The organism is Pseudoalteromonas sp. SR45-4, assembly GCF_014163535.1.
Taxonomy (GTDB): Bacteria; Pseudomonadota; Gammaproteobacteria; order Enterobacterales; family Alteromonadaceae; genus Pseudoalteromonas; species Pseudoalteromonas nigrifaciens.
In genome coordinates, this window is record NZ_JACJDO010000011.1 from 1 (window position 1) to 18,900 (window position 18,900).

At 39.5% G+C, this 18,900-nt stretch carries 18 protein-coding genes; 8 read left to right on the forward strand and 10 right to left on the reverse strand.

The features are described from left to right. Nucleotides 1-136: 136 nt before the first annotated feature. On the reverse strand, nt 137-904 hold the full coding sequence (locus tag H5058_RS06810) for a class I SAM-dependent methyltransferase (protein ID WP_182677408.1): 768 nt from the start codon (nt 902-904) through the stop codon (nt 137-139). Between the two features lie 53 nt (nt 905-957). On the opposite strand from H5058_RS06810, the gene gloB reads away from it, so the two are divergent. Both gloB and H5058_RS06820 read left to right on the forward strand, forming a co-directional pair. Continuing rightward, a complete protein-coding gene (gene gloB, locus H5058_RS06815; RefSeq protein ID WP_182677410.1) occupies nt 958-1,731 on the forward strand; it encodes a hydroxyacylglutathione hydrolase in 774 nt (257 codons plus the stop codon). A 156-nt stretch (nt 1,732-1,887) separates the two neighbouring features. Then, nucleotides 1,888-3,471 (forward strand): LysM peptidoglycan-binding domain-containing protein, encoded by a 1,584-nt coding sequence (locus H5058_RS06820; RefSeq protein ID WP_011328626.1) that lies wholly within the window; start codon nt 1,888-1,890, stop codon nt 3,469-3,471. Nucleotides 3,472-3,515: 44 nt separating this feature from the next. On the opposite strand, the gene H5058_RS06825 is transcribed toward H5058_RS06820, so the two are convergent. The 4 genes from H5058_RS06825 to H5058_RS06840 form a co-directional block, all read right to left on the reverse strand. Next, nucleotides 3,516-4,589, reverse strand: a complete 1,074-nt coding sequence (locus tag H5058_RS06825; protein WP_011328627.1) for a phosphotransferase enzyme family protein — start codon at nt 4,587-4,589, stop codon at nt 3,516-3,518. A gap of 77 nt (nt 4,590-4,666) precedes the next feature. Further along, nucleotides 4,667-5,110, reverse strand: coding sequence for a flavodoxin (locus H5058_RS06830; protein WP_011328628.1), 444 nt, complete (start codon nt 5,108-5,110; stop codon nt 4,667-4,669). Between the two features lie 3 nt (nt 5,111-5,113). Next, entirely contained in the window at nt 5,114-5,878 is a 765-nt protein-coding gene (gene truC / locus H5058_RS06835) for a tRNA pseudouridine(65) synthase TruC (protein ID WP_182677412.1), read from the reverse strand. After that, nucleotides 5,871-6,191, reverse strand: coding sequence for a YqcC family protein (locus H5058_RS06840; protein ID WP_182677415.1), 321 nt, complete (start codon nt 6,189-6,191; stop codon nt 5,871-5,873). The genes truC and H5058_RS06840 overlap by 8 nt, the downstream gene beginning before the upstream one ends. A gap of 210 nt (nt 6,192-6,401) precedes the next feature. Here H5058_RS06840 and H5058_RS06845 point away from each other — a divergent pair, with 210 nt between their 5' ends. Both H5058_RS06845 and H5058_RS06850 read left to right on the forward strand, forming a co-directional pair. Further along, entirely contained in the window at nt 6,402-7,424 is a 1,023-nt protein-coding gene (locus tag H5058_RS06845; RefSeq protein WP_182677417.1) for a DUF3549 family protein, read from the forward strand. Continuing rightward, on the forward strand, nt 7,425-7,724 hold the full coding sequence (locus H5058_RS06850) for a DUF3301 domain-containing protein (RefSeq protein ID WP_011328632.1): 300 nt from the start codon (nt 7,425-7,427) through the stop codon (nt 7,722-7,724). A 672-nt stretch (nt 7,725-8,396) separates the two neighbouring features. Here H5058_RS06850 and H5058_RS06855 read toward each other — a convergent pair. Then, nucleotides 8,397-9,038, reverse strand: a complete 642-nt coding sequence (locus H5058_RS06855) for a GNAT family N-acetyltransferase (RefSeq protein WP_058373733.1) — start codon at nt 9,036-9,038, stop codon at nt 8,397-8,399. A 283-nt stretch (nt 9,039-9,321) separates the two neighbouring features. On the opposite strand from H5058_RS06855, the gene H5058_RS06860 reads away from it, so the two are divergent. From H5058_RS06860 to H5058_RS06870, 3 genes are all read left to right on the forward strand, one after another. Continuing rightward, nucleotides 9,322-9,558 carry a DUF2789 domain-containing protein gene (locus H5058_RS06860; protein WP_179807328.1) on the forward strand — a complete coding sequence of 79 codons (237 nt, stop codon included), beginning with the start codon at nt 9,322-9,324 and terminating at the stop codon, nt 9,556-9,558. Between the two features lie 136 nt (nt 9,559-9,694). Beyond that, on the forward strand, nt 9,695-9,958 hold the full coding sequence (locus H5058_RS06865) for a hypothetical protein (protein WP_011328635.1): 264 nt from the start codon (nt 9,695-9,697) through the stop codon (nt 9,956-9,958). A 16-nt stretch (nt 9,959-9,974) separates the two neighbouring features. Next, on the forward strand, nt 9,975-10,748 hold the full coding sequence (locus H5058_RS06870) for a Zn-ribbon-containing protein (RefSeq protein ID WP_011328636.1): 774 nt from the start codon (nt 9,975-9,977) through the stop codon (nt 10,746-10,748). Between the two features lie 97 nt (nt 10,749-10,845). On the opposite strand, the gene syd is transcribed toward H5058_RS06870, so the two are convergent. After that, entirely contained in the window at nt 10,846-11,385 is a 540-nt protein-coding gene (gene syd / locus H5058_RS06875; protein WP_089368970.1) for a SecY-interacting protein, read from the reverse strand. Nucleotides 11,386-11,444: 59 nt separating this feature from the next. Between syd and queF the strand changes: the two genes are divergently transcribed. Continuing rightward, the gene (gene queF / locus H5058_RS06880; RefSeq protein WP_011328638.1) at nt 11,445-12,290 is read left to right on the forward strand and encodes an NADPH-dependent 7-cyano-7-deazaguanine reductase QueF; all 846 of its coding nucleotides are present in this window, start codon (nt 11,445-11,447) and stop codon (nt 12,288-12,290) included. A gap of 38 nt (nt 12,291-12,328) precedes the next feature. Here queF and H5058_RS06885 read toward each other — a convergent pair whose 3' ends face one another. The 3 genes from H5058_RS06885 to H5058_RS06895 form a co-directional block, all read right to left on the reverse strand. Then, complete coding sequence (locus H5058_RS06885; protein ID WP_182677419.1) at nt 12,329-13,225, reverse strand: peptidylprolyl isomerase; 897 nt, start codon at nt 13,223-13,225, stop codon at nt 12,329-12,331. A gap of 90 nt (nt 13,226-13,315) precedes the next feature. Further along, entirely contained in the window at nt 13,316-16,993 is a 3,678-nt protein-coding gene (locus tag H5058_RS06890; RefSeq protein ID WP_182677421.1) for a translocation/assembly module TamB domain-containing protein, read from the reverse strand. Continuing rightward, nucleotides 16,993-18,720 carry an autotransporter assembly complex family protein gene (locus H5058_RS06895; protein ID WP_041454736.1) on the reverse strand — a complete coding sequence of 576 codons (1,728 nt, stop codon included), beginning with the start codon at nt 18,718-18,720 and terminating at the stop codon, nt 16,993-16,995. The genes H5058_RS06890 and H5058_RS06895 overlap by 1 nt, the downstream gene beginning before the upstream one ends. Between the last annotated feature and the right edge of the window lie 180 nt (nt 18,721-18,900).

An 18,900-nucleotide genomic window follows, 5' to 3' on the forward strand; every position in this document is an offset into this window, starting at 1 on the left:
TCCATGTCCCGTCTGTTAACATTAATCTTGGCATGTAGGTTCGGTGTAAAGTTTTCTGGCGAATTCAATTATACCTTATCTTCATGCTGTTTGTTTTTCATACCACAAAGATCAACACGCCCTAGCACATACCAAATTACTTTTTAATTTGCTCACAATGCTTTAAGTGTTGCTTTGAGGTTTGTCTAAGGCCCCCTTCTACTGTTGTAAAGCGCGGGCGAGCATGCCACTTAGGTTTAATGGGTGTGAGCGGTGCAACACGTTTACGTGCCACCAGCATGTAAACACTGCCCATAGGTTTTAAGTATTGTTTGGTAAAGTTACGCCAAAACGCAAAACGCGACAATCTATTACCTCGCGCCAGTGATGAGTAAATAAAGCGCTCATCACTCACTATTTCAAATCCCAATAAATTAAGCCAATCTTTAACCCGTGCAGGGGTAAAAAAACGCCCTGTCCATGGCAGTTTCTGGCCACTAAATGGTAATAATTGCGCAAGCCCACATAAACTAAACGGATTAAAGCCCGTTATCACAACATACCCACCTGAAATTAAAGTGCGATGTGCTTCGCGTAAAATATGGTGAGGATCTGAGTGATACTCTAAGCAATGGCTTAAAATACATGCATCAATAGTGTGCTCATAAAATGGTAATTCGTCTATATCGGCAATAACGCCGGTGTGAGCGCCCGCTTGCGCTACGCACACTTGGTGTTTTATTAAACATTTACTGGTGTTTAGCTCGCCACTCAAACTACCTAACTTAAGCATATGGTAGCCAAACATACGGGGAAGCCACGGCGCTAATTTACGTTCAATCTCACAGCGTAAATAATCCCCATGAGGAAACTGCTGCCATGACAACGGTTTAGGTCCTTCTTGAAAACTAAGGGCTGGTTTCATTTTATGAGCTCGTTATACTAGGTGTTAACTGTCACTTTATAGAGCAACGTTACATGGTGCAAGTCAAAGCAATTAAAGCCTTTTCAGATAATTATATTTGGTGCTTAACTACAAGCAATAATCCGCAAGCTTGGGTAGTCGATCCGGGCCAAGCAGAACCAGTACTTGATTATTTGGCGCAGCATAATTTAACCTTGGCGGGTATTTTAATTACCCATCATCATTACGACCATACCGATGGCGTAGCAAAGCTGGTTAGCGAAAACCCAAATATTGCTGTATACGGCCCAACTAACAGCCCGTTTAAGGGGATTACTCAGCAACTTACTGATGGCCAAAGTATTACAGTGCTTAATACTGCTTTTAATATTATAGCGACACCCGGGCATACTCTAGATCATATTTGTTATGTTAATGAACAACTTGCCTTTACTGGTGATACTTTATTTAGTGGTGGTTGTGGGCGTTTATTTGAAGGCTCTGCAGAGCAAATGTGGCACTCGTTTAATAAACTGCGCGAATTACCTGCTGATTGCAAAGTTTACTGTACTCACGAATACACTCAAGCTAACCTCGCTTTTGCAACAGCCATTGAACCGCGTAACCCAGAGCTACTTGCCTATAGTAAAAGAGTAGATGAACTGCGCAGCAAAAATGGAATTACTTTACCAAGCACTATCGGCCAAGAGCTAAAAATAAACCCCTTTATGCGCAGCGATTTACCTAACATTACTGAACTATTACCAAAAGAATTTTGCTCGGTTACAAAAAACAATGAACCTTGGGAAAACTTTGCGGGTCTGAGAAAGTTCAAAGACCATTTTTAATCCGCTAACCAATAGCCACATGTACTTTTTGTTTAGCAATCAAAAAGTTAAAATTAGCATTTGATTATTGCTAAGTGTTTTAAAAGGTCACAAGTGGCAATGTTAGCTCATAACGGGTAGTATTCGCCGAGTTTTTTACCCCATGTATTGGTATTTATGAATAAATCTCCCCTATTACTGGTTTTAGTATTAGCACTAAGCGGCTGTCAAACGTTAACAAACGAAAACACTGACTCGCAAGCCGCAACTCAAGCAAATAAGCAGCTTGGAGGCGCAAGTCCACACGATATTAGCAATGCATTAATGAGCAGCGCCAAGTATCAACACGTTAAAGATACTGACACTGAAGCACCTATTTTTGATGATGTATGGGAGCGTATTCGTTACCAGCTTTCAATAGAGGTGCCGCAAAATCGCCCCGTAGTTACCGAGCGTAACTATTATGCAAAGCACCAATCTTATTTAAATCGTATTTCGAAGCGTGCCGAACCTTATTTGCATTTTATTGTTGAAGAAATAGAAAAACGTGAAATGCCTATCGAAATTGCACTGCTGCCTATTGTAGAGAGTGCTTTTGATCCGTTTGGTTACTCGCATCGCACAGCGTCGGGTATTTGGCAATTTATGCCACAAACCGGTGAGCGTTTCGATTTAAAGCAAAACTGGTGGTATGACGGGCGTCGCGACATAGTACAATCAACTCGCGCTGCGCTTGATTACTTGTCGTATTTACACAAAACCCTTGAGGGCGATTGGCTCAATGCCATTGCAGCTTATAACTCGGGTGAAGGTCGTTTGTTGCGCGCGATTAAAAAGAATCGCAAGAAACACTTGCCGACCGATTTTTGGTCACTTGATTTACCTAGCGAAACCACCGCCTATGTACCAAAATTATTAGCACTGGCCGACTTATTAAAGCGCTCAGATGACTTTAACGTGACGTGGAATCCTATTATAAATGCACAAGTTGTTGAAGTAGTTGAAATTGGTTCGCAAATTGACTTAGCACTCGCTGCAGAAATGGCCGATATAACACTCACTGAGTTGTATAGGTTAAACCCTGGTTTTAATCGTTGGGCAACCGATCCTAATGGCCCGCATTCTTTACTATTACCGGTTGATAAAGCTGAGCAGTTTAGTCAAAAATTAGCTAATACTGATATTAAAAACCGCTTACGCTGGCAGCAATATACGGTTGAGCGTGGCGACAGTTTATCGGTTATTGCCAAAAAGTTTACCACCAGCACCAGTGCAATCCGATCATTAAATAAGTTAAGCTCAAATACAATTAGAGTCGGTCAGCAACTATTAGTGCCACTAACTGATGGCGCAATTAATAGCGAACATTTACCAGAGCAAATGCGCTCTGCGGCTAATAATACCAGCCGTACTAAGCTTTCGCATACGGTTAAAAGTGGTGATACGCTGTGGGATATTAGTCGTGAATACGATGTCACTATGGATGAGCTTGCAAAGTGGAATAAGCTGAAGAAAAGCGCCACATTGCGTTTAAATCAAAAGCTAACGGTATATAAATCTGCTAATAAAGCAAAGACAGCAGCAAACACTACGCATCGTACAATTACGTATAAAGTGCGCCGTGGTGATTCGTTAGCGCGTATTGCGTCTAAGTTTAACTTAACTGTAAACGACATTATAAAGTGGAATAGTTTAGCCGGACAAAAGTATTTACAGCCGGGGCAAAAGCTTAAATTAAAAGTAGATGTTAGAAGCAGTTAAACTGCAACAGGTAAAACTAAGGCGCTTATAGCGCCTTAGTTATTTTAGGCTTGTGCTAATATTGCTTTAAGGGTGCTTTGTTTTGCAATAATATCTTTATAAAGCGCAAACTGATTTTGCGCCCGCTCTAAATTATGATTGGCATGTTTGATTGAAAAATAATTATCGCCATCAATATAATCTGTTAAAAATCGCAGGCCTATCATAAAGGTCATCACTTTAGCACCTAGCCAAAAGCTTTGTTTTTCTTGCTCGGTGATCAGGCCTTTTAATGGCTCTACGTAACCTTTAACTATGGCTGCAAATATTTCTTCGCGCACACCTACATTACTTAAATCGGTGGAGTCTTCTTGCTCTGGTGAGCAAAAGGTGCGTACCATATCACCAAAGTCGTAAAGCCAATACCCTGGCATACAAGTGTCTAAATCGATTACCGCTTTAGCATTATGTGATTGCTCACAAAACAGCATGTTATTTATTTTTGTATCGTTATGACAAGGCCTTACCGGTATAGATCCTGCTAATGCTTGGAGTTCATCAATGAGTGTAAATTGCGATAAACAAAAATCAACCTCAGCTTGGCAACTAGCTAAGCGCTGCTCTGGGTCAAGACTAACTGCAGTTTTAAACGTCTGTGCACGCATGGCTAAGTTATGAAAGTCAGGGATCACATGGTGCAATTGTTCTGCATCAAAATCCTCTAGCGCCACAGCAAATTGACCAAAGGCATTCGCCGCAGTTTGCGCTTGGGTAGCATTAGTGACTACATCGTCGCTGTAACTGCCACCAATAAACTCTAGTGCTCGCCATACCCCCTGATCACAGTTAACTAAATAGTCATTATTAATAGTCGCTACGTGGCGAATAATATCTAAGTTGTACTCACCCAATTGCTGCTTGCTAGTTAGGTGTTGCTCTATTAAACGGGCATTTTTTACGAGTAAACCGGGCTCAGGAAACACATCAACATTGAGCTTTTGTACTACTAGCGACTTTTTAGCAGTGCTAAGTAACCATGTACTATTGATCAGCCCACTACCGATTGGTTTGATACTGATATGCTGATTGCCTACGCCAAAACTTTCAGACAAATGAACCGCGATGGGATTTAGCTGCATAGCTATTTTGCTACCTAAAAATAAAATAACTCAGATAATAAAGGTGAGCTTAGGGTAACACTCACCTTTATTAATAATTAAAGCTTACTAAGCCAATTTTTTAACCACGGCTCGGTAACCGGCCAAGGTTCAAAGTCTTCGCAGGCATCAACCTCTAAGCGGTTACCAACAGGCTTAGCTTGTAAGTCACGTAATAATTCATCAAAGCTGCGCCCTGCACCACAAAAGGTGTCGCCGTAGCTTCTGTCGCCCATGGCAATAATTCCAAATGGCTTGTCGGTTAACATAGGAAAAGTACTATTTAACTGATTATAAAAATCAGCCAAGTTATCAGGCACATCGCCTTGGCCGGTTGTTGAGGTGATAATTAAAATATGTGATGCACTTTGAATGTCGCTCAACACTGGCTCATTAAATACCGTAACGCCATGCCCAGCTTGCTCTATTGTTGTGGCTACTTCGTCACTTAAACGCTCTGCACCGCCATATACGCTGCCTACAAAAATACTAATATGTGCCATTAATTAATAATCCTTTTCTTCATCTGGCCAACCTAGTTGTTTGCAAATGCTGAGCATTGCATCACCTAGTGGCGCTTTAATTGTTATTGATTCATTACTATAAGGGTGCACAAAGCTAAGCTCAGTTGCAAATAACATTAATCTGCGCAGCTCAAAATGCTCCCTAAAAAATTGATTATGCTGATTATCACCATGGTTTACATCGCCAATGATAGGCAGTGATAAATGCTTTAAATGCCGACGAATTTGATGTTTACGCCCCGTTTTAGGAAAACACTCTACGAGGGAGTAGCGCACTGTAGGGTACTTGCCAATGGGAATAGGCAAGGCTGCTTGGTGTAAGCAATTAAACTGAGTTTGCGCTTCTTGTGGTGCTTTGTCTTGATCGGCAAACTTATCTGCTATTTTGTCCAGCTCTTCTTTTAGTGGTTTATCTAAAAATACCGACTCAGGTGCAAAACCACGTACTAAGGCTAAATAGCGTTTACTCATAGTGCCTTCAATAAATAACTGATTCATATCGCGGGCAGCTTCTGAACTTAACGCAAACAGTAACACCCCCGATGTGGGTCTATCGAGCCTATGTACCGGAAAAACATGCTGCCCAAGTTGATCGCGCAGCATTTGCATAGCAAACTGGGTTTCGTGCTTATCTAAAAACGAGCGATGCACTAATAAGCCTGAAGGTTTATCTATGGCTACGTAGTTTTCATCCTGATACAAAATAGTCAGTTCGCCATACTCAATTGGTGCTGGGCGCTCACTCATTTGGCTCTCCTAAAAAAGCATCAAGGGCTGTTAATAGAGTAATAATTTCACCGCTGCCTTTTTTACTCGTAAGCGTCATTTGTGCCATAGGAGCAATTGCAAAGTTGCGCGGCAATGGCTGCTCGTCAATAATTAGTTGCTCAAATTTTTTAATAAATACAAACTGTAACCACTGCTCAAACGCCATGGTGTCGTGGCAAAAAGGCACGTTTGACTGTAATGCTTCTGCTGCTATTGGCTCATTTTGCCAAAGCTGATGCTTTTTTAAAAGTGCCCTTAACTGCACTAAATAAGCTTGAGTTTGCTGGTACATAACCGCCCTTTTAAAACTAGATGAAGTAATAATACCATTTGTATTTATTAAGAGCGAAATTATAGTCACTGAAAATACCCGCTTAATATTACCCCCGCTTGCTTGGTTATTTAGCAAAATCAAAACTCAAACTCTATAAGCGCGGTTCCCTCAATCTTTGCTATGGCGTATAATTGACGCAATTTTGTAGTAAAAACAATTGAGAAAACGATGAGTAAGCAAATAGCGACATTAGGGCAGCTTTTAGATAATGCAGGTACTCAGTGGCGCGCGTTTGATATTGGTAGGCACATAACTAAGCTTGATAAAAAGCAATTTTTAGATATAGAGCAAGCACAAGTCCCTTACCCATATCCGCTTACTGGTCATGCATGGTTAGCTATTCAGTTTTGGGATAGTAAAGCGAGTAAAGAACCTTATGTATGGTTTTTAAAATTTCCAGTAGATGAGCAAAGCAAATTGATGAGTGCGAGTCGCGATCACTTTGCCGACATGGTAATTGAAGCACTCGGCACACAGCTTACCGGTGAGCAAGCCGACGGTAAACTTGATAACAACCCTTATGTTTTTACACCAAATGCCAATAAATTAGCAGCCTTTAATGCGCAACTTAAAGTATTATTAAAGCAACCTGCATCACAGTATTACGAGCATACGCAGTTGTACTTTAGTGGCAAGCTGGGTTTTGAAAATTGGCAAAGTGTGGCACTACAAGGCATTGCCGATTTTGCACTGCGCTTAAATAATGAGACTAACTTAGTTGATATACAAAAAGCCTGGCCTCATTTGCCCGCTGAGGTATTACAGCCCCTTAGCGCCATGCTTGAGCATGTAGAAATACCGCCCTCATTTAGCCAGTTACTAGTAGAGTACGGCCAAGCAGCTATAAAAAATAACGACCCGTTTGCTGTTACAGTAGCGCTACGCTCGCTTTCTAAAGCGCAAGGCTTAACCGCTCAATTAGTAGATAGCGTATTAACTTCATCTGTTAATCAAGATGCTGATGTACTGCTCACTATTGCTGGGCGTTGCTTTAAACAACTAGAAGACCCTGAGCGCTTACATGTGTTTATGGATAACTGTGCGCATCATCAACAAATTACTGAACTATTTGTGAGTATTTTTGCTGATTTAGTTGCAATACCCACTATTCGCCCGCATTTATTAGGCTTATTACGTAAAGAAAATCGTAGCGAAACCCTCGCGCGTGCAATTGGAAGGTTATTCTCTTAAATGGCAAGTTTATGGACGTTCATACTGATTGGTAGTGTAATTTACTTATTTTGGCTAAACCGAAAAGTAGCCGAGGCGGCGAACGTTCATGCTAAACGCCAAAGCGAACAACTGCAGGTGCAATTAATGAGCGTTGCCTGTAGTAAACGCCGCTTTGGCTTTTTAAAAAGTGGTAAACCTGGAGTGAAAAGCGAATTTATTTTTGAGTTTTCAAGTGATGGCGAAAATGCCTATCAGGGAATACTGATCATGGAAAATGAGTATTTAAAAAGTGTGGTTATTCCACCGCATAAAATATAACCTTTATACTGCACTAAAAGTTTAAATTAGGGTAAGGGTAAATTAAAAAGTGAGTAAAACACAAAAAACTAAGGCGTAACTAAAGTTACGCCCCAATTGACAAACATCCTGTTAGGTATCCTTTACCTGTGTAATCCGTATTATCATCCTCTGAACGAGTAAACAACCTTGTTCACCCTCACATTGCATCCTGCAATATCCTCTTGCCACCTTGGCTGTCCTGCGTAAACTAACGCTCCGGCTACTTCCTGTAGCACCATCCTTGATTATCCTTTAGTAGCTCCAGCCACTTAAGCGCATCATGCACTTTCCTGTTCATCCTTGCGTCCGTGTTAACTTGTCCGTTTTGCTTCTTGCTAGCGTCTGCTATGTTGCCTACTTCCGTATCCTTGGCAATCACTCAATCATTGAGCTGTGTCGTCTTGACAAAGTAAAGTTTAAAGCAAATGGCTAGTAGATATAGTACCTAGCTGTTAATTATTAAATGGCATTTATATTAAAAAACAAGAATCATAAAAATAACCTTTAATATCAATAAAATAGGTAATAAAAAACCATTTTCACGCAATTTAAACTGACAACTCGCACAGCGATGTAAGATATATCTCACGGTCATATGTCCGTTTTGGGATATTAACCACCAAGACAGGCTACCTTTAACCTAAATTAAATTTAGTTTTTTGACTTAAATAACAATTCGCCCGCAACCTTATTAAAAGTAAGCTGCTTAAAGCTTTCAAACCCTTCGGTTTTAAAAAACTGAGTATGCTCTTTGCGCGTTACAAACACCGCCATACCTGCAGACTCAGCATTAGATTGAACTAGGTCATTTAGGCCTCTTAACAAATAACGCCCAAATCCTTGGCCATGAAAATGCGGATCGACCGCAATAAAAGCTAAAAAATAGTAGTTGCCCTGCTGCTGTAGTGCATCTCTAATTGTTTGCTCTTTATCTATTAATTGATTGGTTTGTAAGTAACCAGCACTTAACATTAGCTTTAAGCGCCAATGCCAATAACGCTGCGCCTGTAATTGGCTGTTTGATTCGAACACGCAGGCAACGGCTTTAAGTTTGTCGTTACGATATAAACCAATAAGTGGCTGTTTCTCTTGCCAAAAGCTACTTAGCTCTTCGCGAATTAATGACCGAAGCTTTTTTTCGTAGGCCGATTTACTCTCTTGCTCATAATTGAGCATAGTTTGTAAAATAGGATCGTCGTGGTACGCCTGATAAATTAAACTCGCGGCAATACTTATATCTTCTGCGGCTAAATACTGTACGCTAAATGTATCGGCTTGGGTGGTCACAGTCATTTATTATTCCTTTTTTGTATTAGAACAACATATCATTATTTTCGCCTTGTGATTAAGCCATTAGCTTGTCGTTATAATCACTCACTAATTTAATGCGATTGGGTTTACTCATAGCTACAACTTACACACATATTAAATTTATATTTTTTCTGTAAATAAGCGCTTTATTAACTCACTTTCTAAACTATAGCTGTAAAGTTATTAATGGTAAATTCAGCGTGAGTTTAGCTGGCTTAGGCTATAGTTTATTTATAATCTTATTTTGACACGCTAGGAGCACAACATGGATACAACAAAGCACGATATAAATACGCTGTTTGCACAACTTGGCTTACCTAGTTCTGAAGCTCAGATTGATGCCTTTATTGCTTCTCATGCGATTGCAGATACAACGTTAATACAAGATGCACCTTTTTGGGATGAATCTCAACAGCATTTTTTAGCTGAATCACTGGCAGAGGACAGTGATTGGAGTGAAGTTATTGACGAGCTTGATGTACGCCTTCGCCAAGGCAATTAATTTTAAGGTAATTAATTTTAAGGTAATTAATTTAATTTGGGACATTTAATGTGCCCCTCTCTATTTATTGTTACTATAGCCCCCACGCAGCAGCTTCATGCTGCGTACCTATTTATACTAAAGAGTTATAAACCTAATGAATGCTGCTGTATTTGATGCAATTAAAGTCCTTCTTGATGAAGGCAAAGTACCTACTGTCGCGCTTACTAAAAGTCGTTTAATTAAGCCTGTGCCGATGCCTGTTATTATTGCGGCGGTGAGTCAGTATAAAAACAATCCAGATTCAATTTATAACTTAATGAAAAGCCAAGTACAGCCGAGTAGTAGCGATTCTAAAACTTCGCAGCTAGACAGAATTGAAGAAAAGCTCGACCGGTTACTTACCCTACTAGAAAAATAATAATTCGAGACTATAAATGTTCGTTGTTGATTTAACCTTTGATTGCTACCAAGACACCACTTTAGAGAAAGCCGAACAAGCTATTAATCGCTTGGTTAATGCGCTACGTTTTAATGGCCAAATAATGGGCGAAGAGTTTCCTACTGTTTTAAAAGATGGTTACTTTATTACCCGTGTTATGTGCCCAAACGAAGATGCTATGCACCCGCTTAACAATAGTCCATTTGTAAAACACAGCATTGAGCAATTGCACAGCGCTGGTTTACTTGCGCCAAAAGTAAAAATTATTGGTCAAGATATTCATTCTAATGGGTCTGATTGCTGCGCCGAGCCTTCTAGCTATATTTTATACACCACTTATGTGCATACTTGTAGCCCACTTTATTGTGGTGACGACTTTTTACCGGTACCGCTATTTCGGATCCCAGCAATTGCTAATGGTGATTATAAAACCTTAATTAAATGGCAGGAAGACTGGCAAGCCTGCGATCAAATTCAAATTAATGGCGCAACACGTTGTGAGTTTCCTGCTCTTGAAGAAATTTCGAGTATTAAAAGCGACTTATTCCGCCGCGGTAAAGACATTACTAAACGAATTAGCTTTTTAACTAAAAAACCTGTGTATTACTATATATACCGCGTAGGTGGCACCGATAAAACTTCTGAACTAGAGCGTAAATGCCCAAGCTGTAATGGCGATTGGAGGTTACCTGAATCCTGGTTTGGATTATTTGATTTTAGGTGTGAGCCCTGCGCCTTAGTGTCTAACATATCGTGGGACTTTCAATAAGTTAAAGATATTATTAATGTATTAGCTCGATATTAAAATTAATTCCGAGCTAATACTTTACACTAAATCGTTTTAAGGTAATTAACGCCTGTTTTAATTAAACCTCAAGCGCTTGCAAAAATTCTTCTATATTGGCAGCAAGCACATGATGCGTTTTTTTGCCTACGTACTCTAAGCACACTTCACCGCTGTGCAATAACACACTTACTAACAAATCATCTTGTGCTGTTAACCCTATAAATACTGTTTCAGGTTGTTTAAGTTTACGCTTCATTAAAACGTGGCCAGTTATATTTTGTTGCAATAAATCAAAGTCATCGCTATTCCATGCCTGTAACAATTCAACTTGGTGACCATCAATACTAGCTTGAATATTGCCACCATACATATGCCCATAAAGCGCATTTAAGCCACTTGGAAATGTAACATCCAACGCCTTAGCTAAATCATTAAGCGAGCCTGCAGGTTGCTGCAGCACAGCTTGCCACTGAATATTACCTTGTTGATCAACATTGCCTATTTCACATGGGCTTGGCCATTGCTCATCGTGCACCATAAGTGGATGTTTTTGCGTGTTTTTTAGGGTTTTGTCATTAAACCTTTGGTGTAGCTGGGTTAACTGCAATACAACAGACATACTATGAAACTCATTTAAATTAGATATAATGCCGCTATTGTAACTATTTAAGGGCAAACATGACAGATTACAGCAATTCTCCCGACCTTAAAGGCAGTGTGTTAGGCCAATCAACTGAATATATAGATCAATATACTCCAAGCTTACTTTTTCCAATTGCACGCAAGCTAAATAGAGATGCTTTAAATATTGACGAAGCCGCTTTACCATTCAAAGGCCAAGACATTTGGACTGGTTACGAGCTGTCGTGGTTAAACGCCAAAGGCAAGCCGCAAGTCGCTATCGCTGTATTTACTTTTGCCTGCCAAAGCAGTCACCTTGTTGAATCTAAATCGTTTAAACTGTATTTAAATAGCTTTAACCAAACTCGATTTAACAGCCGTGATGAAGTAAAACAGCATTTAGTTAAAGATCTAACCGCAGTGGTTAACAGCTTAGTACAGGTAACTTTATACAATGCAGATGAGTATAACTGCCTTCCTTACACCCCATTACCTGGTGAGTGTATTGATGATTTAGATATCGAAATTGATAACTACGATATTGACGCTCATTCTCTAAAATCGCAAAGCAATAAAACGGTAACCGAAACCCTGCATAGCCACTTACTTAAGTCTAACTGCTTAATTACCTCACAACCCGATTGGGCAAGTGTAATTATTCGTTATACAGGTGAGCAAATATGTAGAGAGTCGTTACTGCGCTACTTAATTTCGTTTAGAACCCATAATGAGTTTCATGAACAATGCGTGGAGCGTATTTATAGCGATTTAAGCACTCAGCTCAGCATTAAAAATCTTGAAGTTTATGCTCGCTATACGCGCCGTGGTGGCCTTGATATAAATCCGTATCGCTCAACTCATAATAACGACACGCCATTTGCAGTTAAAATTAACCGCCAATAAGTGTTTATTGTAATAAAAAAGGAGCCTAGGCTCCTTTTTTATTCACTACGTTTGGTGGGAATAGCCACAGCGCACACGTCTATATAATTAGCTGTATGTACAAACCAAGGCTCAGAGCGATTTTTTCTTGCCGCAATTAGGTTTTTAAATGCCTGTGAGTTTGTTTTCATCACTTTAAAAACACTTTTATCACTATTATTAATGTCTTCAAGTACTTGAATATCAGTTATTGGGTTAAATTCTTTATCATTGCGAGCGGTACGCTCTAAGCGGTTAACATGCTCTATACCCTCAAGTACGCGTCCAAATACAGTGGTGTTTTTATCTAAATAACGTGGCGCTTGCCCTATAGTGATAAAGAATTCGGTGCTTGCACTATTTATATCGTTATCTCGCGCCATTGCAAATATGCCACTGCAATGTACTTGCCAAGTTTGGGTTTGTAGTGCGTTTTGAGCAACCGCAAAACCATTTAAAAAACCAGTTATAGGTGCATAACCATCACCTTCAAGGGCTGTAATTGCCAACGGGTGTTTAGTAGTTAAATAAAACTCGGCCAAAAGTGATTTATTTGCAGTCTTAATAATCTTTTTAGCACTGCTAGCACCACCTTGAGCTACAAATCCCTCAACAAAGCGATAAACACTCGTTCCTTGATAAAAGCCTTCTCGCGCAAGCTTTTTAATATTTTTTACATGCTGTGGAGCAAGCTGCGGATTAAGCTCAATATAAGTGGCGCCTGTGGGTAAGGTTATTTTTAAAATATTTTGCGAGTTAACCACTCGCCACTCGTCCTCGGCGGCTTTAGTAATAACGTCACTGGCAGTGTACTTTATTTTCGGCTCAACTTGTTGCGTGGTAATGCTTTGTTTATATTGTCCAGCACAGCCGTTTAATAACATCGCAGCGGCCACTGTTAACAGGTACTTTTTCATAAATTAGCGCCTTATTATTATAGTTTTACATTAGGGTCTTATCCTTAAGCTTGGTTATTACTTGCTAACATCTGCTTTAACCTGTAGTTATTAGTCCCAATCAAACTTATAAAGTATATCTACGTTTTGATATAGCCCACTGGTTATTTCGATATAAAACTGCGAAAGCAGCTGATAACGTATTGCCACTTCACTAAGGGAGTCAAAAATACCAACACTGTATTTTACTTGTAAGCTCGGTGCCACATAGCCTGATATTTCTACTTTTGTTTGCTCACCACTGCCTTTAGAGGTAAGGCTAACATCCGACAAACCAAACGTTTCACCCACTTTAGAAACCAGCCCTTCACTGCGGCTAACCCCCTGCGAAAGTAACAACTGAGTGAGCATAGCATCGGTGGAGCTATCGCCCTCGCCTAGTGGTTGGCCATTGAGTAAATAGGCCAAAGCTTGTGCCTGATCCATCGCTGGCTCCGAAAACACTTTTAGCCTGGGTTGCTCTACATTACCTGTAAGCGTTACCCCAGCAATAACACCATTGGCGGTGTTTTCGGGATTACGAATGGCTTTAATATTTAAGTAAGGCTGCTCTATTGAGCCACTAAAGCCAACCTGGCCGGTACGAATTAACAAATCTTGGCCAAATGCTAAGTATGTACCGTTTACTAACTTAAGCTCGCCTGTGGCAATAATAGGAGTTCCTTGGCTCATTTTAATCGCCAAATCGCCTTCTACTTTAGATTCTAGACCGAATGATTCAATTTTCACGTCATTTTTTACAATCAGTTTTAAATCTATATCGTAATCAAATGGCACTTTTTTAGTCGCTTTGGTTTTTTGATCAACGATTATTTCGTCATCGCTAACTTGCACAGCGCCCTCTGGCAGCTCTTCTATTTCAATTCGCCCATAAGGGACAATTACTTCACCCACAAGGTTTATTGCGTTGTTAGCCAAACCAATTTTTAAATCTGGAGATACTTTAAAAACGACTCCTTGCTGAGCACGTACATAAAATTGCTCACCTACTATTGCAACGTTAACGGCTGGTTGTTCACCTTGCCAATCTATGTCGCCATTTAATTTAATATTCCCGCCTTGGGGATCTGTTAAAAGGCCTTTAATTGTTGCTGTCGCTTTGTTAAATAAAATACTCACATTCGATTTTTCAAGTGCTATTGGTAGTTGCTCACCTTGTAAATTAATATCATCAATATTTACTTCACCTTCAAGGAGTGGCTCTTTTAATGTACCTGCTAATGCAATTTTACCGCTAATATTGCCTTTGAGCTGCTCAATAGTGTCTAAAAATGGCTGCAAGTTAGAAAATAATATTTTATCTATGTTTACATTACCGCTTAACGCTTGCGTGTTTTGTATGTCATCTACATTAATTTGGGTGGTAATTTCACCTAACACGCTAGAGTTTAAGTTAGCTGTTAATTTACCTGTTTGAGAATCAGTAAATGCATTCACACTAAGCGTTTCTATTGGTAAACGAAAGTTATCTTCTTCGGAATTGTATTTGGCTATTAAGTTATTTGAATTTAAAGAAGCGCGTAATGTTTTCAGCGCACTCGCTTGCCAGTTTGCAACAAATTCCCCTGTTAAAGCGCCTTCTGCACCAACATTATCAGGTAGTAAATGCTTTAGTTCCTCAAGTGCTAAATTGTTTAATTTAGCATTGAATTGACCTAACTGTTTATTTTGCGACAAAGTGTCGATACACAACTCACTTTGTGCAGATTGCCAGCAGTGCTTACTTACATCAAAATCGCCTGTTTGGGTGTTTACGTTAATTGTAATTTTTTTACTGTTGTTAAAGCTTAGCTTTTTATCGCTTAACTGCACATTGCTCAATGCACCTTGCCAAATCGCATTGGTAAGTTGACCATTAACTTCAAACTCAACTGCACCTTGTTGCGCATCAACAGATGCGGTAAGTTGATGATCTTTTTTATCCCCTGTTGCATCTATTTTTACACTGTTAATTTGTTGCTCAGCAACTAAAGCCGAACCAACATCTATTGCAATATTAGTTTGCCAATCGGCCGCTGTATCAAGATCAGCTTTAACAGATAACTTACTTATATTTATTTCATCAAAAATAAAACGTTCCAGCATTAATGCTAAGTCAACCGACGGTGTTAACCTTTGACCTCTAAGGGCTATATTGGCCTTACCATCTGCAATAAATGGCATATTAGCCTGCTCATCACTTTGTAGTGTTATATTGCCATCTACTAACCATTTGCTATCTATTTGGCCATTGAGTTCTAATTTATTTTTACCACTGCTTAAATAAAAACTATCAATATTAGCTTTTAATGCATTATCTAGCCTAAAGTTTGCGGCAAACTCTAATGGCACGTCGTTAAGTGTGCCGGTGAGTTTGGTATTATTCATTTTCAGTTGCCAAGTATCCGTTTGTGCATTAAATGAGCCTTTAAACTGCCCAGAAATATCACTCGTTACTGCATCTGTTAAGTATTGCGCTTTTAAATGCGATAGCGTCCCTGCAAAATCTGCTTGTATACCTTGTTGCCAGTTAACATTGGCATTTATTTTTGCAGTGCTGTCGTTGGCCTTAACCGACAATGTAGAAAGCTGTGCATGGGTAAGCGTGCCCGTTAATTGTGTGTTTAAATCAACGGCCGGGTACGCGCCTAACTGGCTCGTTGCAGTTAAACTAAGTTGATAGTCATCTGCGTTGCCCTGCGCACTTAAGTTAACCTTACGTAGCGTTAACTGCTCGCTTTGTGCGTCGATCAGCCACTGGTTTATTTTGCTTTTAACTGTAAATGGGTAGTTTGTTTGCTTTAAATTAGCATTGGCATTTAAACTAAGCGGAAATTGCCCTGTGGTTTCTAAATCAACATTTAAATTTGCCAAGTCGCCACTGAGTGATAAGTCAGCTTGGTGTAGCGGGCTTTTTAATACAATATGACCTTTTAGCGGCATATTACCTGCAAGCTCTGTGTTAAGTTGTGTATTTAATTGCCACTGCTGATAACGAGCCGCTAAAGAATATAAATTTATTTTGGCATCTTCTACAGTCATTTGCAGTGCTATATTTTCTATCTCATAGTCTTGTTCGCCCTGCTGTATAGCCACTTTATCAATATCAAACTGCTCAATGGTTATATCCAGTGGTGAAGTAAATTCGATATTAGGCAGTGCAGGAAGCTTCGTAATTGCCGTTGATGCTGTTTGTGATTGCTGGGATTGGGCTTGCTCTTTTAGCGTAACCAGTATTTTAGGTATGTTTAAGCTTTTTACTACAAGCTCTGATCCCATCGCTTTTGCCGATAACTTAAAGTTATCAACACGCACGTTGGCGCTTGGGTGTTCTAAAGTAAATACTTTTACAGCTATATTTTTAACAGCGATATTAAAAGGTAAGGTAATTTTAGTTAGTGGCTCAGATGGCTCTTCTGCAACTGCTTCAGTTGATTGCTCCAAAGTTAAGGCCATTGTATTAGCACTTAAATTATCAATGCAAATACCGTCGCACTGCCACCAAAATAAATTAAGCTTTAGTTGCTGGGCATTAAAATCTACCCCGTTATTGTTATACCTAACATTAAATACATCGTTATATAAAAACCGACCGTTTTTAATGTCAATATTTAAACCATCAACCAACTTGTTTGCACTATAAGCAATAAATTGATTACCGGGTGCAGTAAATAATATACAAAATACGGTTATTAGCAGTATGACTAAAACAGCACTGATACTTGCAGTTATTTTTTTAAATACAGTCATTAAATTTCAGGCCCTATAGTAATACTCAAACGGGTGCTTTTACTTTCTTTGGTAAGTCCCCAAGCGTGGTCAATTCTAACCGGACCTACAGGTGTTAAATAACGAAAACCAAAACCAGCACCTACTTCAAATCTATCCGAAAAATCATTGGTTGCAGTACCTCCATCTACAAATAAAGCAACCCGCCAATTTTGCGCAAACTGATAGTTGTATTCTGCAGTACCAGAGACTAAGTACTTACCCCCTATTAGCTGCCCTTCATCGTTTTCGGGTGAAATTGATTGATACGCAAAACCACGCACACTTTGATCGCCACCAGCAAAAAAGCGCAGTGAATACGGCACATTAGCTATATTATCGACCAACATGGCACCTAGGTTCGCTTTTAAAAACACTAAATGGCGGTCTAAATAAGTTCTCAGCCAAGCGTTTTGTAACTGCACGCGGATCAAATTAGTACTAGAGAGTACATCTTCTACGCCAAACTCTGCAGATATTAACCACTGTTCGCCCCAATAAGGGGTTGTTCCCCCTTTTGATTTTTTACGTGCATAACTAATACCCGGCATTAACATTTCACTGCTTTCTTCTTCGTCGTCACCTATTCTATATGTTTCATGGTCGCGGCGTATAAAAGCGGTACGCACCCAGTTATTATCAGTTAACCATTGGCGTTGTACTTGCCCGGTAAGTATTTCACTATAAATATTATTAGCTAATTCATCCTCAAGTTTATAACCAACCGAAAAACGCCATAAATCGTCATTAGGATCATCCTCTGGGATTGTATAAGCCATTGAAATATCTTGTTGTCGCTCAGACACATTTAAGTTACTTTCTAGGTAATGGCCATCTTGCGTTATCCATGGTTTACTCCATTTAAAGCGCACTTTGGGGCCTAAGTCGGTACTAAAGCCGCCACCCACTTCATAGCTATTTGCAGGTTTATGTAATACATCTACTTTTATAGGTACTTGGTTATTTTTACGTTCGGTTATATCTGCATATACTCGTACACTAGTAAAATAAGGAGTGCTTGATAAATCAAGATTATAATCGGCTATGTGGGTCGATTTATAAGGCTGCCCTTTGGCAAAAGGCGCTAAAGAACGAATATACTTTTCAGCAGGTGTATCGCTAGCAATTACAATATCGCCAAACTGATAACGCACCCCAGTTTCAATAATAAAAGTAACTTCTGCGCTATGTTTCCCCAAAGATACTTCTAGTTTACGCGCAGGCCATTTAGCGTCAAAATAACCTAGCTCTAACAGCATTGATTCTATTTTTTTATGCGCGCTGTCATAATGTCCGTGGTTTAAAATATCTCCCTGCTTTAGGGTAATATTATTAATTACTGCCAATAAAGCGGGGTCCTGCTTGCCAGCCCCCTTTACACTAATATTTATTGCAGCGATGCGAGTAGCTGGCCCTCGCTCAACTCTAACCACCAAATCACGCTCATCTTTATCAAAGTTAACCTCTACTTTAGGGCTGTAATACCCTAATGCTTTAATACTATTCTCGACTTGTTTTTTTGCATAGCGGCGCAGGGTCAAGGTCGGCTTTTCACCTATAAGTTGTTTTAAATAAAGCGCAACATTTTTTTCTAAATCGTCATTTATCCCTTTAATCTCATAATCTTCTATTACATTTTCAGAGGCAACAGACTGAGCACTCAGAAGAATGCAAAAAATAAACATGTAACGCAAAAACTGATTAAACAAGTAAATATCCTTACCTTTAATTCTTAAAATATAACGATGCATCAACTCTATAATATCATAGCCGTAATGAGCCTTACATTAACTTAATAGCTACCCAGTGACATAATATGCAATCTATAATATTAAAATTAGTACGCTTTAAGCGTTTATTTTGGTTACAATAGCCCTAACAAGTACACA